11 protein-coding genes are annotated in these 16,216 nt (G+C 52.8%); 9 read left to right on the plus strand and 2 right to left on the minus strand.

What is annotated here, in order from left to right; translation table 11 throughout:
* Positions 1–178 precede the first annotated feature (178 nt).
* The gene (locus tag AWM70_RS23420; RefSeq protein ID WP_169823406.1) at positions 179–316 is read left to right on the plus strand and encodes a hypothetical protein; all 138 of its coding nucleotides are present in this window, start codon (positions 179–181) and stop codon (positions 314–316) included.
* A gap of 87 nt (positions 317–403) precedes the next feature.
* Here AWM70_RS23420 and AWM70_RS05510 read toward each other — a convergent pair whose 3' ends face one another.
* Complete coding sequence (locus tag AWM70_RS05510; RefSeq protein ID WP_068694704.1) at positions 404–643, minus strand: hypothetical protein; 240 nt, start codon at positions 641–643, stop codon at positions 404–406.
* A gap of 389 nt (positions 644–1,032) precedes the next feature.
* On the minus strand, positions 1,033–2,919 hold the full coding sequence (locus AWM70_RS05515) for a GxGYxYP domain-containing protein (RefSeq protein WP_237167829.1): 1,887 nt from the start codon (positions 2,917–2,919) through the stop codon (positions 1,033–1,035).
* Positions 2,920–3,341: 422 nt separating this feature from the next.
* Between AWM70_RS05515 and AWM70_RS05520 the strand changes: the two genes are divergently transcribed.
* From AWM70_RS05520 to AWM70_RS05555, 8 genes are all read left to right on the plus strand, one after another.
* Positions 3,342–4,583 (plus strand): GntR family transcriptional regulator, encoded by a 1,242-nt coding sequence (locus tag AWM70_RS05520; RefSeq protein WP_099093068.1) that lies wholly within the window; start codon positions 3,342–3,344, stop codon positions 4,581–4,583.
* Between the two features lie 229 nt (positions 4,584–4,812).
* Positions 4,813–5,811, plus strand: a complete 999-nt coding sequence (locus AWM70_RS05525) for a carbohydrate ABC transporter permease (protein WP_068694707.1) — start codon at positions 4,813–4,815, stop codon at positions 5,809–5,811.
* The gene (locus tag AWM70_RS05530; RefSeq protein WP_068694708.1) at positions 5,783–6,706 is read left to right on the plus strand and encodes a carbohydrate ABC transporter permease; all 924 of its coding nucleotides are present in this window, start codon (positions 5,783–5,785) and stop codon (positions 6,704–6,706) included. Before AWM70_RS05525 ends, AWM70_RS05530 begins: the two co-directional genes overlap by 29 nt.
* Before the next feature lie 44 nt (positions 6,707–6,750).
* Positions 6,751–8,217 carry an extracellular solute-binding protein gene (locus AWM70_RS05535; RefSeq protein ID WP_068694709.1) on the plus strand — a complete coding sequence of 489 codons (1,467 nt, stop codon included), beginning with the start codon at positions 6,751–6,753 and terminating at the stop codon, positions 8,215–8,217.
* A gap of 24 nt (positions 8,218–8,241) precedes the next feature.
* The gene (locus AWM70_RS05540) at positions 8,242–11,259 is read left to right on the plus strand and encodes an alpha-mannosidase (RefSeq protein ID WP_068694710.1); all 3,018 of its coding nucleotides are present in this window, start codon (positions 8,242–8,244) and stop codon (positions 11,257–11,259) included.
* A gap of 20 nt (positions 11,260–11,279) precedes the next feature.
* The gene (locus tag AWM70_RS05545; protein WP_068694711.1) at positions 11,280–13,496 is read left to right on the plus strand and encodes a hypothetical protein; all 2,217 of its coding nucleotides are present in this window, start codon (positions 11,280–11,282) and stop codon (positions 13,494–13,496) included.
* Between the two features lie 50 nt (positions 13,497–13,546).
* The gene (locus AWM70_RS05550; protein WP_068694712.1) at positions 13,547–15,586 is read left to right on the plus strand and encodes a glutaminase family protein; all 2,040 of its coding nucleotides are present in this window, start codon (positions 13,547–13,549) and stop codon (positions 15,584–15,586) included.
* A gap of 308 nt (positions 15,587–15,894) precedes the next feature.
* A complete protein-coding gene (locus AWM70_RS05555; protein WP_151208728.1) occupies positions 15,895–16,212 on the plus strand; it encodes a hypothetical protein in 318 nt (105 codons plus the stop codon).
* Positions 16,213–16,216: the final 4 nt, after the last annotated feature.

Below are 16,216 nucleotides of genomic sequence, written 5' to 3' on the forward strand. Positions count from 1 at the left end.
GCTTTTGCCTGGTCATTGGGAATGCCGTCGATTGGTCTCGCAAAGGCCGGTTGGCGCAGGAGAAGGACGGCAGGAGAGGGCGTTTTAAAACGATCTGAACGGTTAAATAAGAAATACCAGAAGGACAGGAAAATTGTTCCTGCTGGGCAGGTATATATCAGGATGAGGGGGGCTTACTATGGCCATTGACCGTTTTATTCTGAGAAAGCTCGAACAATGCGAGGAAGAAAAGATCAGACGCAATCTGCTGAACCTGTTTCTGATCCGGATCGAACAAGCCTGGCATAAAGAAGAAGCCCACAGAACGGCAGTGTAACCGTAAGCTGCGGGCTTCCTCAAACTCCTAACAGAATGCAATCAAATCTGCTTTCCAAGTCTACTTTCCCTATTTAATGAAGAAAGATTAGTAAAGCGATAGCGCCAAGGAATCAAATTCGCTTTTGCTGTGCAGAATGGCTTCCGAACCTTCGATTTCAATGCTAATCAAAGAAGTCAAACACTTTTTCAGCGCTTGCTTGCCGTTGCGAATTTTATGATCGAGCGCGTTTGTCAGCAATTTAAGAGTACGTTGCATAGGTTGTTTGTTCTCGGAGCTGAAATAGACGGGAATGAGTTTGTTATCAAAATGAATGACCGTTTTCACTCTAATCACCTCTATAGTTTTAATTTCATTAATTAAATTGTAAAACCTTTTGCTTAAAACTAGCTTAAGAAAATATAACAAATTGATTAAATACTAGAAGGAGACGGCGCTGGGTCGTCTCTTCTTGCTGTTTGTTTACCCTTTGCCGAGGGCAACGACACTTTTTTTCAGCTCGCTATACTTTAGTAACGAATGAAGCTGCCGCTTGGTTTCGTTTTTTTTAGAAGATTAGGTGAAAAAATAGTGAACGAGGGAAAGAACATTCTTCATAGAATTAGTCTGCGTCTTGAGCTGTTTCTCCCCCAAAAAAAGAAGAAGCCCGCAGCTTCAGCTTTCAATCGCTGAACTGCAGGCCTCCCGGGGTAAATCAATCAGATGGTTTCGGTTGTTTAAGGCTTGACAGGAAGTCCGTTCGCTTCGCGAATGAGGGAGAAATATTGATCGCCCCTTACAATTTCGAATTCCGGTCCCAGCTCTTTAGTCATGGCGGCGACATCCGATGGTGTCAGGCTCCAGGCCAGCAGTCCGAGCGAGACGAACAATGGGGATTTGCCATCCCAGCCGGCTTTGGCTTGCTCCAGAATGCGGAGGCCATCCTGAACGGTGCTGATGCCCTGAATGGTTGATACCGGCAGGGACTGATTCAGAATATCAACTCCATAGCGATCTTCCCAGCTCAGGAACAGTCCTGGCGCCTTGTAATACTGCTCATAGTCCTTGGCGTAGGAGGAGCCTAGCGGCACGTTCTCCCCGTTGATCCGGTTAAGCACATACGTGAGATTCATACCGGATTTCTGCAGATATTTGTAGGATTGCTTCAGAAAATCATCAAAGCTCGCTTGAGGCCAGGCTGACGGATAAAAATATCCTGCTCCGGAAGGTCCAGCCATCATGAAATCGTTCGCGGTAGCCGTCTTCTGGTAATAGTTGAGAATGGCTGGAGCCGCGTCATACAGCAGCGGGCTAGAGGTCCAGTTGATCGGAACCTGGCCGCGGGCCGGATCGTCCCATAAAATACGCATGCGATGCTGATTGTATTGGAAATTGTCGCCTTCGCTGAACGTGTAGGTCACATAGATTTTATTGTCCAATTTAGGGTTGGCTGGCGTTTGCGGACGGGTTGGCTGTATTTGGGTGCCGGAGAAGACGGTCATGTTGGAGAACCAGTCGGCGGCCAGCACATAAACGCCGTGATTGGAGGTCACCTCCACAGAGTTGAACTCGCCGGCTGTATCATTGCTGAACCAGCCGAGATAAGGTGTGCCCGGTTTAACGCTGGAAAGGATTTTTTCAAACAAAGCTTTCTGCTTCGGATCGTTCACTTCCAGCCAGAATACCATCGCTTTGTTGGCAACCGCGTAGTCGCGCAGGTAGCCGTAAGGCTCCTTCTGTTCGGAGGAGAGCGGCTGAACGTTGCCGGCGGACACTTTATATTGGTTCCACATAACAACGGAAGCCGTCAGCTCCTGAGTTCCAGCCGGAGGTGTGAACCGGTAAACAAAATAATTTCCGCCATCGGCAAAACGGTGCCCGCCATCCCCGGCGGAAATCTGCGAGCCTTGACGGTCGTACAGGAAGGGTTCTTCTTCCGGCGTGCCCGGAACAAATTGAGCAATGATCTTGCCGTCCGCTTTGACGGTAATCTCATGTACGGCCGATCCCCAGCCATCCTGCGTAAAGGCATCGTCAAAACGCAGATATACGGAATCATTACCTAAGAAGCGGGTCAGATCCAGATCATAGGAAGCCTTGTTGCTGGCATCGCGGATTTGCTCCGTTTCCTGGGCGATTGTCTCAAACGATTCGGGCAGGCCCGGCGGAATTTTGATGGAGGTGTCGGGGCTTAAGCCGACCAGCATCCGATGGGTTGTCTGGTTCCACAGATGTTCGTATTGCCAGGTGTAAGCGTCCAGCCGGTCCTTGAATTTGCCGCGTAAATCTTCAAGCACCTTCAGCTTATAGGGAGCGGCTTGCAGCTTGGCAGCCAGTTCAGGTCCGGCGACGACAGCGTCTTTCAGCCCTGCCAGGGTTGTCGCCACGTTGATGGAGTCCGGAACCTGCGGATCATAAATAATCAGGCCTTTGACTTCGTTTTTGTATTTCTTAACAAGCTGCCATGGATCCTTGTGCAGAACATAAGGAACGTGGAGATCGTTCAGCCAGGTTGTTTTGCCCTCTTCTTCGTTCTCCAGCAAATAAATCCGAGGTTCCGCACGGTTTACGATGCCCTGCAAGGTACTCAGCAGCAGCCGGATATCGCCGGTTTCATCGATCACATCGGCAACATCTAGATGTTTTACGTCTGCAAAGTTTGGAAGCGCTTGCGATAATGGCCAGCTAATTTGATTTTTTTTCGATAAAAGGGTAGAGGATTGTGCAGATGTTGAGGTGTTGCCAAAGGTTAAAGACAATGTACAACAGATAACGAAACATGCAAACGCGATTTTTCGAATCAAGTTCGTTCACCTCATGTCCTCGTATTGGGGGCCATCGTTTGGAGATTTCCGTCAGCCAGGCACAAGTTCCCTCCTTTCCGGCCGTCATTTACAGGTACAAACGACAACGCCTGATGAATATGTTAAATATATCTAATATGTATTGTCAAGTAAGTGTCCAAGCTTTCAAGTCATTGACTAAATGACATAAATGATATAACGTAAAGACAGGAAAGAGAGAAACAAGTGAGGAGATCCATATGATGCGAAACGAACGAAAACCGTTATATATGCAGATTCAGCAGTATTTTAAAGACTTGATCCTCAGCGGAAAGCTGAAAGAAGACGATAAAATCCCTTCAGAGAAGGAATTGATGGACCAGTTTGATGTCAGCCGGATCACCGTAGCGAACGCGCTGACGCAGCTGGCGAAGGACGGGTGGATTTACCGTATTCCGGGCAAAGGCAGCTTTGTCAGCGAAGGCATCGGCGAGCTGGTGCCCCGTCACAGCCAGCAAGAGGCAGGAGCCGTGGGGCATCCGGAAGGCGTTGGAGCGGGCTTTTCGCAGCCCGAGGGAACATTTGCCGCGAACGGAGAACACACGCTGCTTGGAGCCGAGACCTATCCTTATACGGGCGAGACCTCCAAAACGATCGGACTGGTTATGCCGCAGCTCGTAGATTATTTCGCCATTCGTCTGCTGCAGGGGATCAATAACATTATTGAAAACAGTCCATACACCCTCCAGATCGTGTTGACGTACAATTCCATCGACCGGGAGAAAGCGGCGATACGCGATCTGATTCGCAAAGGCGCCTCCGGATTGATCATTTTTCCCTCGGATGCGGAAATGTACAACGAGGAGATTTTGTCCCTGAAGCTGCAAGGATTCCCGTTTGTGCTGATTGACCGTTATCTGCCAGGCGTAGCCACTAACGTGGCGCGCAGCGACGGATTGATTGGCGGACAGCTGGCCGTTGATTATTTGTGGGAGCTTGGACACCGCGACATCGCTATCTGCTCCGATTCCCCGCTGCCGACCATTACGGTTGAGGACCGGATCAACGGTTATATGGAGGCCTTGAAGCAGAAAGAAGCGATGATTAATCCCGCTTTGATCTTAACCGATTTCAAAGTGGATTACAGCGGAATCGACAAGAAGCACCCTTTGTACCGTTTTATCAAAAATCAAATCGCTACCGCCTATATTACGCTGAACGGCCGGCTTGGCCTGCACATTTATTCCATATGCAAGGAGCTTGGCCTCAAGGTGCCGGAGGATGTCTCCATCCTGACGTTTGATGATCCGTCTCCAGGCTTGCACGAGTGGATTTATTTCTCGCATATCTCGCAGTCGGAAATCGAGATGGGAGAGGCGGCGGCCAACCTTTTGCTGGAGCTGTTCGAGAACAACGAACCTAAAGATCAAGGTTATACCAAGGTAATCCTCCAGCCTAAATTGATCGAAAGTCAATCGACGGGGCCGCTGCGAAGACAACAATAATTTCGCGGACGGCAAGCTGCGCCGGGAAGAAATCCTTCAATGCTTGATTAATCGCAAAGACACTTGCCCTCCAGGAGCAGGTGTCTTTTTTTTGAAAAAAATCAGCAATAAATGACATATATTATCTTGACTTAAATGACATAAATAATTATATTTAATAATACAATTTGATTAGTTGTTTCACACAGGCTCTTACAGAAATGAAATCAGTAGGGAGGTTGCTTGGACTATGGAGAAAACGGCAGGACGGGAGGGAAGGCCCTCTTTCAACCGGCGTATGGGCAGACATAAGGATGCCTGGATCGCAGCCGTAATTCTGGTTCCGATGTTTCTGTTTTGGCTGGTGGTATCGGGTTTTCCAACCTTGTTTGGTTTTGCGCTCGGCTTTTTTGAGTGGATCGGGCTGGCGGATACGCCCAACTTTATCTGGTTTGACAATTTTATCGACTTCTTCAAAAACCCGGTCTATACGGATGCCTTATGGAGGTCGATATGGCTTGGCGGCCTCGTCACATTCATCACGCTGGCTGCGGGTTTCGGGGCGGCGCTGCTGATGAATATGCCGCTTTTCGGCAAAGGCTTCTATCGCTCGATTTGGTACATTCCGGCAGTTACGGCGACGGTGGCCACCACGCAGGTATTTAACATTTTTCTGGATACCAATAACGGCGTGATCAACAACATCCTTAAAGCGATGGGCAAAGAACCGATCGTGTGGCAGTATTCCGTTGGCTGGGGCATTTTCTGGATCGTGGTTTATTCGGTCTGGAAAGGCGTGGGAGGAGCGGCGCTGATCTGGCTGGCGGGACTGCAATCCGTCGACGTCTCGCTTTATGAAGCGGCCGAAATCGACGGGGCTGGTCGTCTTAACAAGCTGCGGTATGTCACCTTGCCAGGCTTGAAGCCGATCGCGACCTATATCGTGATCACCAGCCTGATCGGCGCGATTCAAATTTATGAACAGGTGCTGTTTATTACCAACGGCGGGCCATACGGGCAGACGGAAGTGCTGGTCTTCCGGATTTACCGCGACGGGTTCTGGGATTTCAATCTCGGCATGGCCGGAGCGTCTTCTCTGATTATGGCTTTGATCGTCATGGTGGCCACCGTACTGTATTACAATTGGTCAACCAAATCCGACAAACGGACGACGATACCGATTAAGCCGGTAATACGCAAAGGAAAGAGGGGGGAGAGCCATGTCCGCAACGCGAAAGGAGAATTTTAAAAATCAGTTCAAACCCGCTTACCTCATTGGACATATTCTGCTGCTTGGCATTGGCCTTATTTTGCTCTACCCATTGATCTTTATGGTGCTAGCCGGGTTCTTTACGAAAACGGAGTTTACATCCACTGTACTAAGCATATTTCCGATTCCCAAGCAACCGACTCTGGAAAACTTCAAAGAGCTCATTATAGGCTCGGCGGATTCCTCGGTGGCCATGTATTTCAGAAATTCAGTCATCCGGACTGTTTACAATACGCTGTGGGCTATATTGACTTCGTTCCTGGCCGGTTACGTATTTGCCCGCTTGAAATTCAAAGGGCGTGAAGCGATCTTCCTGATTCTGCTGGCGACACAAATGATTCCGGGCACGCTGGCCATTATCCCGACTTATCTGGAGTTCGCCAGATTTCCGTTTGCCGGGGGGAATAACCCGTTTACCGGAGGAACAGGGATACTCAACTCTTGGTGGGTTTATTTGATTGGCGGCCCTAGCATCAATATAATGGGCACCTTCCTGGTGAAGCAGTCGCTGGAGAAAGTGCCGCTGGAGATCGACGAGGCGGCGATTATGGACGGGGCCGGCACTTTCCGGCTGATCTTTCAAATTCTGTTCCCGCTGCAGCTCCCGATTATGGCTTTTATCGCGATCACGACGGCGCTGGGAACCTGGAATGACTTCATTACCCCTTTCTTTTATACAACCAGCGATAACTTGCAAACGCTTCCAGCAGCCATTACGCGGATTTCATCCGTTGGGGCCAGCCCGGGTGCTGTAATCGATTATCCGATGATCATCACCTTAAGCATGGGGATCACGATTCCGGCCCTGCTTATCTTCGCTTTTTTCCAAAAATACATCGTCCAAGGCTTGGCCAATACCGGTATCAAAGGATAATGATCCTTTTGCATACACATTCAAAATGTCAGGGAGGGTTCAGCATGTTAAAGAAAAAAATGTCCTTGATTATTCTTTCGTTTATGCTCACTGTTGGTTTGACCGCTTGCGGAGGAGGAGGGGGCGGTGGCGGAAATGCCCAAGGCAGTGACCAGCCGGCGGACAGCCAGAGCGCGGACAGCTCCGGAAAGGATACTTCTTCGCCAGGAGGCACAACGATCACTGTGCTGAACGAAGGTGCGGTCGCCGTCGGCGTGGGTGCGCTGAGCGATTTGCTGGAGAAGAAAAAGAAGTCGCTCATCGCTGATGAAGCGCAGAATCCGCGAGTTGTAGCGGAAGATTTCAGCTATACGCCCGGAAGTCCGCTCAAGGCAGCCGTCTTCCCGTATTTCTACCAGTCGATCATGCTCAAGAAAATGCAGGAGCAAAACGTCACGGTGAAGATGGAGGATTGGGGCTGGGGCGAACAGCTGATTCAAAAAGAAACGGCCGGTTTCCTGGCGAAAAACATACCGGATATTATCGTCGGGGAAACCCAAATGCCGGGTTTTGCCCAGCAGGGCCTGCTTGAGCCGTTCCCGGACGATATGGCGCAGGAAATCCGCGACAACGTGGCGCCGGCAGCCTGGAAACCGATGGAGTACGACGGAAAGATTTACGGCTTTGCTTCCCAGCCGGGCGTAAGCAGCCTGTTCTGGAACAAAAAGCTGGTTAAGGAAGCAGGGCTTGACTCGGACAAAGCACCGACCACCTGGGATGAACTGCTTGCGGACGTGCAGAAAGTAACAGAGGCCGGGAAGGGCAAATTTTACGGCGGGGGCGTCTACGCCGGACCAAACGCAGGCGGCTATTTGCGATACGGAACGCTTATAGTCATCAATGGCGGCGGCTTTGCGGATGATCAAGGCCAGCCGACCTTTAACTCCGATGCCAATGTAGAAACCGTTAAATTCCTGAAGCAGCTGAACGCGGCCCATCCGGCTGGCCTCATGGCCAACACGAATGAAGGAACGTATTTCGATGCGTTCAAAAAAGGGCAAATTGCTTATTTGATCGACGGACCTTGGCGTGCGGTTGAAAGCTCGCAAATCGGCATTGATTACGGCATGGCTCAAATCCCGCTTTCACCAAAGGGCAAGCCGGGCAACCTTACGATCGGCGCGGCCTTCCATTCGGTGCCGAAGGATGCCAAAAACAAAGAAGCCGCTTTTGCTTATATCCGTGCGATGTACAGCGAGGATATCCAGCAGCTGATCGCCGATACGGGCGTCCGTTCGCCGGTGCTCAAATCCGTTGCCGAGAAGGATGAATACAAGACTGACCATCCTGAAATGTACCAGCACTATTTGGCCATGTCCGGCAATGTGCAGGGACTGCCGACTTTTGCCAAGGAAGACTCCAAAGTCTGGCAGCTGTTTGGTGACGCGGTAACCAAATCGCTGATGACGAACGGCGATATCAAGTCGATTCTGGACGATGCGCAGAAGAGAGCGGAGGCCATAACGAAATAAATTTCATTGAAAGAGTGATGCAGCATGCCTTATGAAACAAATCCGATCATGACCCAGAAAGCGAAGGGACGGCTGTCCAGACTCCGGGATTACATTTATGAGCCGATAGCCTCTTTGACTGTCAACGCTTGGGTAACGAAAGAACCGGTGACCTATGACCAGCGAATGTCAGGCAGACCGCTTGAACTTAAGCCCGGCGACAGGTGGGGAGAGCTTTGGGACTGCGCCTGGTTTCATTTCCGGGGACAGGTGCCAGGTTCGGCCCAAGGCTGCAAAGTAGTGCTGCTTATCGACATCAACGGGGAATTATGCCTGGTGGACGAAGCCGGAACCCCGCGCCAAGGTTTAACCAATGTGAGCTCCGAATTCGATTACAGCTTGGGAATGCCCGGCAAACGGGTTGTGGATATCAGCGCTGCGGCTCAAGGCGGGGAAGTCATCGATTTGTGGGGAGACGGCGGCTGCAACGATTTGTTTGGCCGCTTCCGCAGCGGAACGTTGAAAGAAGCTTGTATAGCCATATGCCATGAAGAAGCACGCCTTTTGTATTACGACCTGGAGGTGCTGATCGAGCTGGCCGAGCAGCTGCCGGATTCGAGCGCCAGAAAGGCGCGGGTGCTGCAAAACGTATATGAGGCAGCGAATCTGCTCGCCGAGATTACCGAAGATACCGTACAGCTGGCCAGAGCCAAGCTGGCGCCGGAACTTGCGAAGCAGGGCGGCGATCCCGTCTTAACCGTCAGCGCAATCGGGCACGCGCATATCGATCTTGCCTGGCTGTGGCCGATCCGCGAAACGATCCGCAAGGGTGCCAGAACCTTCTCCACCGCGCTGCGCAATATGGAGAAATACCCGGATTACATGTTCGGCGCCAGCCAGCCGCAGCTGTATGCGTGGATGAAGGAGCATTACCCGCAGCTATATGCAGAGGTGCAGGAACGTGTCAAGGAAGGGCGCTGGGAGGCACAGGGCGCCATGTGGGTAGAGCCGGATACCAATATATCCGGCGGTGAAGCGCTTGTGCGGCAAATCCTGTACGGGAAACGTTTTTTTAAGCAGGAATTCGGCAAGGACATGAAGGTGTTGTGGCTGCCTGATGTATTCGGTTATACGGGAAGCCTGCCGCAGCTGCTCAAGAAATCCGGAGTGGACTATATGATGACCCAAAAGCTGTCATGGAGCGTCTATAATACCCATCCGCATCACAGCTTCCTATGGGAAGGCATCGATGGCACGAAGGTGTTGACTCATCTGCCGCCGGAGGACACTTACAACGGTCCTGCGGCTCCGCGGTCGCTTGCCAAAATCGAGCAAAGCTACCTCGATCGCGGTGTTTCGGAGCATGCGCTCATGCTGTTCGGCATCGGCGATGGCGGCGGCGGTCCGGGAGAAGAACATTTGGAACGGCTGGCCCGGGAGCGGAATTTGCTGGGGCTGCTGCCGGTGGTGCAGGAACCTGCGGTCACTTTTTTTCATCGGCTGGAGCGGGAAACTTCCCGCTTCCAGACCTACCGCGGGGAGCTGTATCTGGAGAAACACCAAGGGACGCTGACTACTCAAGCCCGCAACAAATGGTACAACCGCAAGCTGGAGAAAGCATTGCGGGAGCTGGAGTTCGCGGCTTCATTGCTTTGGTCTCTGGGCGGCGGGGAAGACGTTTATCCGGCCGAACGGCTTGAGGCGGTCTGGAAGGAAATGCTATTGTACCAATTCCACGATATTTTGCCCGGCTCCTCGATCACAAGAGTGTATGACGAGTCGCTGGAGCGTTACGGCAAGCTGCTGGCAGAAGTGCAAGCGATGATTGCCGATATTTACGGGCGATTGGCCGGTTTGTCCGGCGGAGCGGCCGGAACGCCTATCCTGTTCAACTCCTTGCCGTGGGTGCGGCGGGAATGGGTGCAATACGGTGGCAGTTGGCATTTCGTGCAGGTGCCGGGCATGGGCTGGCATTCGCTTGCGGCAGCTAAAACGGAGCAGCCAGACGCCCCGCTTATCGCGGAGGATTTCAGGCTGGAGAACGAGCGGCTGTCGGTCCGATTTGCTGAAGACGGCAGCATCGTATCGCTGTACGATAAGGCGGCCGCACGGGAAACGCTGCAGCCGGGTGCGAAGGCCAATGTGTTTACGCTTTACCATGATGACGGGGATGCCTGGGATTTCCCGCGCGATTACCGCGAGATGTTCGCCGGCACGATGAAGCTGGAGCGGGTGCAGGGTTTCGTGTCCGGACCTCGCGCTGTAGTCGAGCAGGAGTATCGGTTCGGGGAATCGACCCTGAAGCAGATCATTAGTTTGGAGCAAAACGGGGAGTTGCTGAGGTTCGATACCGAAGCGGACTGGCGCGAAGCGGGCAAAATGCTGCGGGTCGCTTTTCCCGTGCAGGTGGCGGCCGATCAAGTGAACTGTGAAATTCAGTTCGGGGTGCTAAAGCGGCCGACGACCCGCAACAATGCGATCGAGTTTGCACGCGATGAAATATGTGCCCATCATTACATCGACTTGTCGCAGCCGGATTACGGCGTAGCGCTGCTAAACGACAGCAAATACGGACACAGCGCGGAGAACGGTGTTCTGGACCTGAACCTGCTGCGCAGTCCGTCTTACCCTGATCCGAAAGCGGATCAGGCCGAGCACAAATTTACTTATGCCGTATATCCGCATTCGGGCGATTTCATTCAGGCTGGCGTTTACCGCAAAGGGTACGAGCTGAACATTCCGCTCACTGTAGCTGAAGCGCAGGAATCAAGCGCGCAAGAAGCGGAATTTATTCAACCGTTTAGCCTGGTGCGGCTTGATCATCCCAACCTTATGCTGGAGGCCGTCAAAAAAGCCGAAGACAGCGATCATTTGATTCTGCGGCTGTATGAGACGGCAGGTGCCGGAGCCGAAACCAGCTTGTCTATGGGACTGAATTGCCGGACGATTGAGGAGGCTGATTTGCTGGAGAATCCGGTAGGACTGCTGGCGGAACAGACGAATGAAATAAAATTGTCCTTTACGCCGTTTGAAATTAAGACAATTCGTGTGGCATTTGCCTAAAGGAAGGAGGAGTTCAGGCAGTGACAGGGAGAACACGGAAGGAAGAACGAACCGGATTTCAAGAGGGCAGTACCTTCGGACCTGCGTATGATCTGCAGGTGGATTTCGTGATGGTATACGGCATTAACGAATCCATGCCGCGGCGGATCCGCGAATGGGCGGAGCGGGGTTACCGGGTTCACCTGATGACCGGGGTATCCTGGGGCGGCTACCAGGATTATCTAAACGGCAAGGTGGACGGCCGTCCGCACTGGGATGAAGCGCAGAAATACCATGACGGTGAAACGATTATCCATGGGACTTCAGCGGACATTCCTTATATGGTGCCAACGATAAGTTATGCCGACTTTCTGGTGGAACGGATTCGTCCCGCCGTGGATGCGGGCGTGGAGGCCATCCATTTGGAAGAGCCGGAATTCTGGGTGGAGGGCGGTTACTCCGAGGCCTTTAAACGCGAATGGCAAAATTACTACAACGAGCCTTGGATTCCGCCCCATGCTTCAGAGGATGCGCAGTACCGCGCTTCCAAGCTCAAGGCTTATTTGTATACCCGCTGCCTCGACCGCATCTGCTCAGCGCTCAAGGAATATTCATTAGTCCGGTATAATCGGCCGCTGCGATTTTTTGTCCCGACACACAGCTTGATCAACTATACCCAATGGCGGATTGTCAGCCCGGAATCGAGGCTGCTCGATTTGCCTTCGGTTAACGGCTATATCGCTCAAATTTGGACGGGAACGTCGCGCACGGCTAATGTCTACGAAGGCAAACGCGCGGAACGGACGTTTGAGACGGCATTTTTGGAGTACGGCATCATGCAGGAGCTGGTGCGGGGAACCGACCGAAGCATGTGGTTTCTCCATGATCCGATCGAAGACGATCCGAAACGGACCTGGGCGGATTACCGGGAGAATTACATCAAGACGCTGACAGCCTCGCTGCTTCATCCCGGAATTGCCCGGTATGAGGTGGCCCCTTGGCCTAGGAGAATCTTCGAAGGGCAGTATCCTTCGGAAGACGGCAACGGCAGGGAAGGCATCCCGGAGGATTACGCAAGCGTGCTGCTTACCGTCATGCATACTTTAGGCTACATGGAGCAGGAAGACGTTCAGGTCTATGGCAATCCCGCCGTTACCGGCGTATTTCTGGCCGATTCGGCGATGTTTCAGCGCAAGCAAATCGGGACGGAGACGGCCGGCTTCATGATGAAATACGACGGCACCAATGAAGTGGAGCTTACGGATGAAGCTGCTGTGGAGCTGCTCAATCTTTCGGAATTTTACGGCTTGACCTTGCCGCTGATCAAGCATGGCCTGCCGGTAAGGCCGGTGCAGCTTGATAACGTGCGACGGTTTCCGGGGTATCTGGACGACTATCGTGTACTCATATTGAGTTATGAATTCATGAAACCGGAATATCCGGATCTGCATAATGCTTTGGCCCAGTGGGTGCAAGAAGGCGGCGCGCTGGTCTATGTCGGCGATGACAGCGATCCATACCACGGAGTCCGGGAATGGTGGAACCAGGGGAAACGCCGATACGCCACGCCAAGAGAGCATTTGTTCGAATGCCTGGGCTTGAGCCCGGCCCACACCCCGGAAGGCATCACCCGAGTAGGAAGCGGCCTTGTCTCTTATATGCGTGTGCGGCCGGAACGGCTCGCGCAAAGCGCCGAAGAAGCGGAACGCCTGCGGACTGCGGTGCGGGAGGCGATGGCGGCCCTGGAGAGTACCTCCGAAACGGAGGAAGCGGACCCAAGCGGGCAAGACCGGATTGTACACTGGAACTGGGAGGCGCTGAATTATTACCGGATTCGCCGCGGGCCCTATGTGATTGCATCGGTAATGAGCGAATCGGTAAGCGATACGCCGCTTACGCTGAAGGGCCAATACGTAGATTTGCTCGAAGCGGGATTGCCCGTGAAAGAGCAGGTGACCATCCTGCCGGGGAAGCAGGCTTTCTTGTACGACCTGGAATACGCCGGGCAGCCAAGCAGCGCGATCATCGCCGCATCTTCAAGGATCGTAGATTATTTCGAGGATAAACATCACCTTTCATTTACGGCTAAGGGGCCGCGTCCGCTGAAAGCGGCCGCGAGAATTCGCTGCGAAGCAGAGCCGGCAGCCGTCAAAGCAGGAGCGGCTGAACTGAAATACGAATATGATCCGGCGTCGCAAACCCTGCTGATTGCTTACGAGCATGGGGATGAAGGCACACGCATTACCATTACAAAATAAGTTTATGGCCCGGCACATAACCGGGTCCATTCTTTGGAGGCAGATCTCTTATGACAATCACTTTACGCCCACCCGCAGTCCCGTTAGTTACCATTGATCCTTATTTCAGCGTCTGGTCGATGGCCGACCGTCTAACCGGCGACTTCACCCGGCATTGGACGGGTAAGCGGAATGCGCTGACCGGGCTGATCCGCATCGATGGAACACCTTGGAGGTTCGCCGGTTTAACTGAGCCGAATCCGGAAAATTATTATGCGGAGCCGGAAGCTATGCAGCAAACGGAACTTCAGGTTACCCCGCTGTCCACCTCTTACACCTTTGAGGCGGGAGGCATTGCGCTGGAGGTTGTATTTACCAGCCCGCTGCTGCCCGATTCCTTGGAGCTTCTGTCGCGGCCGGCGTCTTATGTATCCTTTCGGGTACGTTCCCTGGATGGTAATCCGCATGCCGTGCAGCTTTATATCGACGTGACCGGAGAATGGTGCGTGAACACCAGCGAGCAAAAGGTTGTACTGGGGCAGGAGCAAAATGAATATTTGACGATTATGGCGGCGAGCAACGCGGAGCAGCAGGTTTTGAACGCTTCGGGAGACGATCTGCGGATCGACTGGGGCCGCTTGATGCTGGCGGTGAAGCAGGCGCCTGACATGCAGACATGGATAGGACCGGCGGAAGTCCGCAAGTCGTTTGTACGCACCGGTGAGCTCAAGGCAGGCAGCAAGACACCTTCACCGAATGAGGCGCAGACGGTTCGCGATACCCAGCCGGTGCTGGCAGCCGTTTGGAATTGCGGCGAGGTTGACGGCAAGGCAGGGAAATCGCAGCTGATTGTGCTTGCGTATGACGATGTTTATTCGATCGAATATTTTGGGCGCAGGCTTGAGGCGTATTGGAAGAAAGACGGCCAAACCACGATGGGAATGATTGAACACGCATTTCGGGAGTATTCGGACATCCTTCTGCGCTGCGAAGCGTTTGACCGGCAGCTGCAGGCGGATGCCGTGCGTTCCGGTGGAGAGAAATACGCCGACATTTTGTCCCTGTCCTACCGGCAGGCGATCGCAGCGCATAAGCTTGTGCTTGATCCGGAAGGCCAGCCGCTGTTCATGTCCAAAGAATGCTTCAGCAACGGTTGTATCGCTACGGTCGATGTCAGCTATCCTTCGATTCCGCTTTTTCTGCTGTACCAGCCGGAGCTTGTCCGCGGAATGATGCGGCCTATCTTAAAATATGCGGCAAGCGAAGCTTGGCCGTTTGAATTTGCTCCCCATGACGTCGGCCAATATCCGCTCGCTAACGGTCAGGTGTACGGGGAGAATGCGCGAGAGGCCCAAATGCCGGTCGAGGAATGCGGCAATATGCTGGTGATGGCAGCGGCGGTCAGCCTGGCCGACGGACAATGGGAGTTTGCGGCGGAGCACCGCGAGCTGTTGTCCCGGTGGGCGGATTATTTGCTCGAATACGGGCTTGATCCGGAGAATCAGCTGTGCACCGATGATTTCGCCGGCCATTTGGCCCGCAATGCCAACCTGTCGGCCAAAGCGATCATGGGAGTGGCCAGCTACTCCTTATTGTGCAGGCAGCTGGGCGATTCTGCCGAAGCGGACCGTTACCTGCAGGCGGCTAGGGACATGGCCAGCCAGTGGACGAAACTTGCGGAGGATCAAAGCGAGGGAAGCACGCATACCAAATTGGTATTTGGCGAGGAAGGGGAAGGCACCTGGAGCTTGAAATACAATCTGGTATGGGATCTTATTTTCGGAACGAATCTCTTTGATCCATCCCTTGTTCGCCGGGAAACGGCCTGGTATTTGGAGAAGCAAAACCGCTACGGCGTGCCGCTGGATAACCGTGAAGCTTACACCAAAGGGGACTGGCTCGTCTGGGCTGCTTCGCTGGCGGAGGAGCGGAAGGACTTCGAGCAGATCATTGCGCCGCTTTGGGACTTTCTGAATGAAACCCCGGACCGCGTACCGTTCTCGGACTGGTACGATACGATTACGGCCCGGCAGATCGGTTTCCAGCACCGCAGCGTGGTCGGCGGGATGTTTATCAAGCTGCTGAAGGACCAAGGAATTTCTAAGAAGTGAATAGGCAAGAACGGGGTGGGGGGCAGCCTTCACCCCTACTTTCATTCGTTCCACCATTCCTAGGAGCCGTTGCAACCGGAGCTGTAGGACTAAAGCCGCCAATAGAGCCCAAGCTGAAGGGCTTTTTTTATTAGCGTGCCTAAAGATAGGGATGTCTAGGGCTTGGAACGCTTTCATGAACAGGTGTTGCGCCCAAGAGACTATTTTTGTGGGCCGTTTGTAATGGATTTACAAATTTGACTGCCCTTTAGCAGGAAAAACAATGGTATGATGATAGAGAAATTCAGAAGGAACAGGTGCACTAGATTATGATATTAACTTTAATAGATGGAAGAACAAATTCTCAGGTATGCGATGTAGATGTCCCGGAGGGATTGAGCGCTGACGGCTTCTTGAAACAGTGGATGCTGGAATGGGCTCCCGAGGAGGCTCGGCAAGCGGACATTTATTTATTAGAAGGAAAAGAATCAGGAGGAAACTGGTTCCCGATTCCAAGCGGCATGCTGCTTGCAGACAGTGGGTTGCAGGAAGGGGCATTTCTGCGGGTGAAAAATATTTATAGCACGGTTCCCGTTTCTGTCCCGGAAGAAAGCAGCCTGCCCCTGTTTCGGGAACGGGACGTGTAGGAGG

The sequence above is a fragment of the Paenibacillus yonginensis genome (assembly GCF_001685395.1).
Classification (GTDB): Bacteria; Bacillota; Bacilli; order Paenibacillales; family Paenibacillaceae; genus Fontibacillus; species Fontibacillus yonginensis.

Coding starts and splice junctions, on each gene's coding strand:
- AWM70_RS05525 (WP_068694707.1), top strand. CDS start 4,813: ATGGAGAAAACGGCAGGACGGGAGGGAAGGCCCTCTTTCAACCGGCGT.
- AWM70_RS05550 (WP_068694712.1), top strand. CDS start 13,547: ATGACAATCACTTTACGCCCACCCGCAGTCCCGTTAGTTACCATTGAT.
- AWM70_RS05535 (WP_068694709.1), top strand. CDS start 6,751: ATGTTAAAGAAAAAAATGTCCTTGATTATTCTTTCGTTTATGCTCACT.
- AWM70_RS05530 (WP_068694708.1), top strand. CDS start 5,783: ATGTCCGCAACGCGAAAGGAGAATTTTAAAAATCAGTTCAAACCCGCT.
- AWM70_RS23420 (WP_169823406.1), top strand. CDS start 179: ATGGCCATTGACCGTTTTATTCTGAGAAAGCTCGAACAATGCGAGGAA.
- AWM70_RS05555 (WP_151208728.1), top strand. CDS start 15,895: ATGATATTAACTTTAATAGATGGAAGAACAAATTCTCAGGTATGCGAT.
- AWM70_RS05540 (WP_068694710.1), top strand. CDS start 8,242: ATGCCTTATGAAACAAATCCGATCATGACCCAGAAAGCGAAGGGACGG.
- AWM70_RS05520 (WP_099093068.1), top strand. CDS start 3,342: ATGCGAAACGAACGAAAACCGTTATATATGCAGATTCAGCAGTATTTT.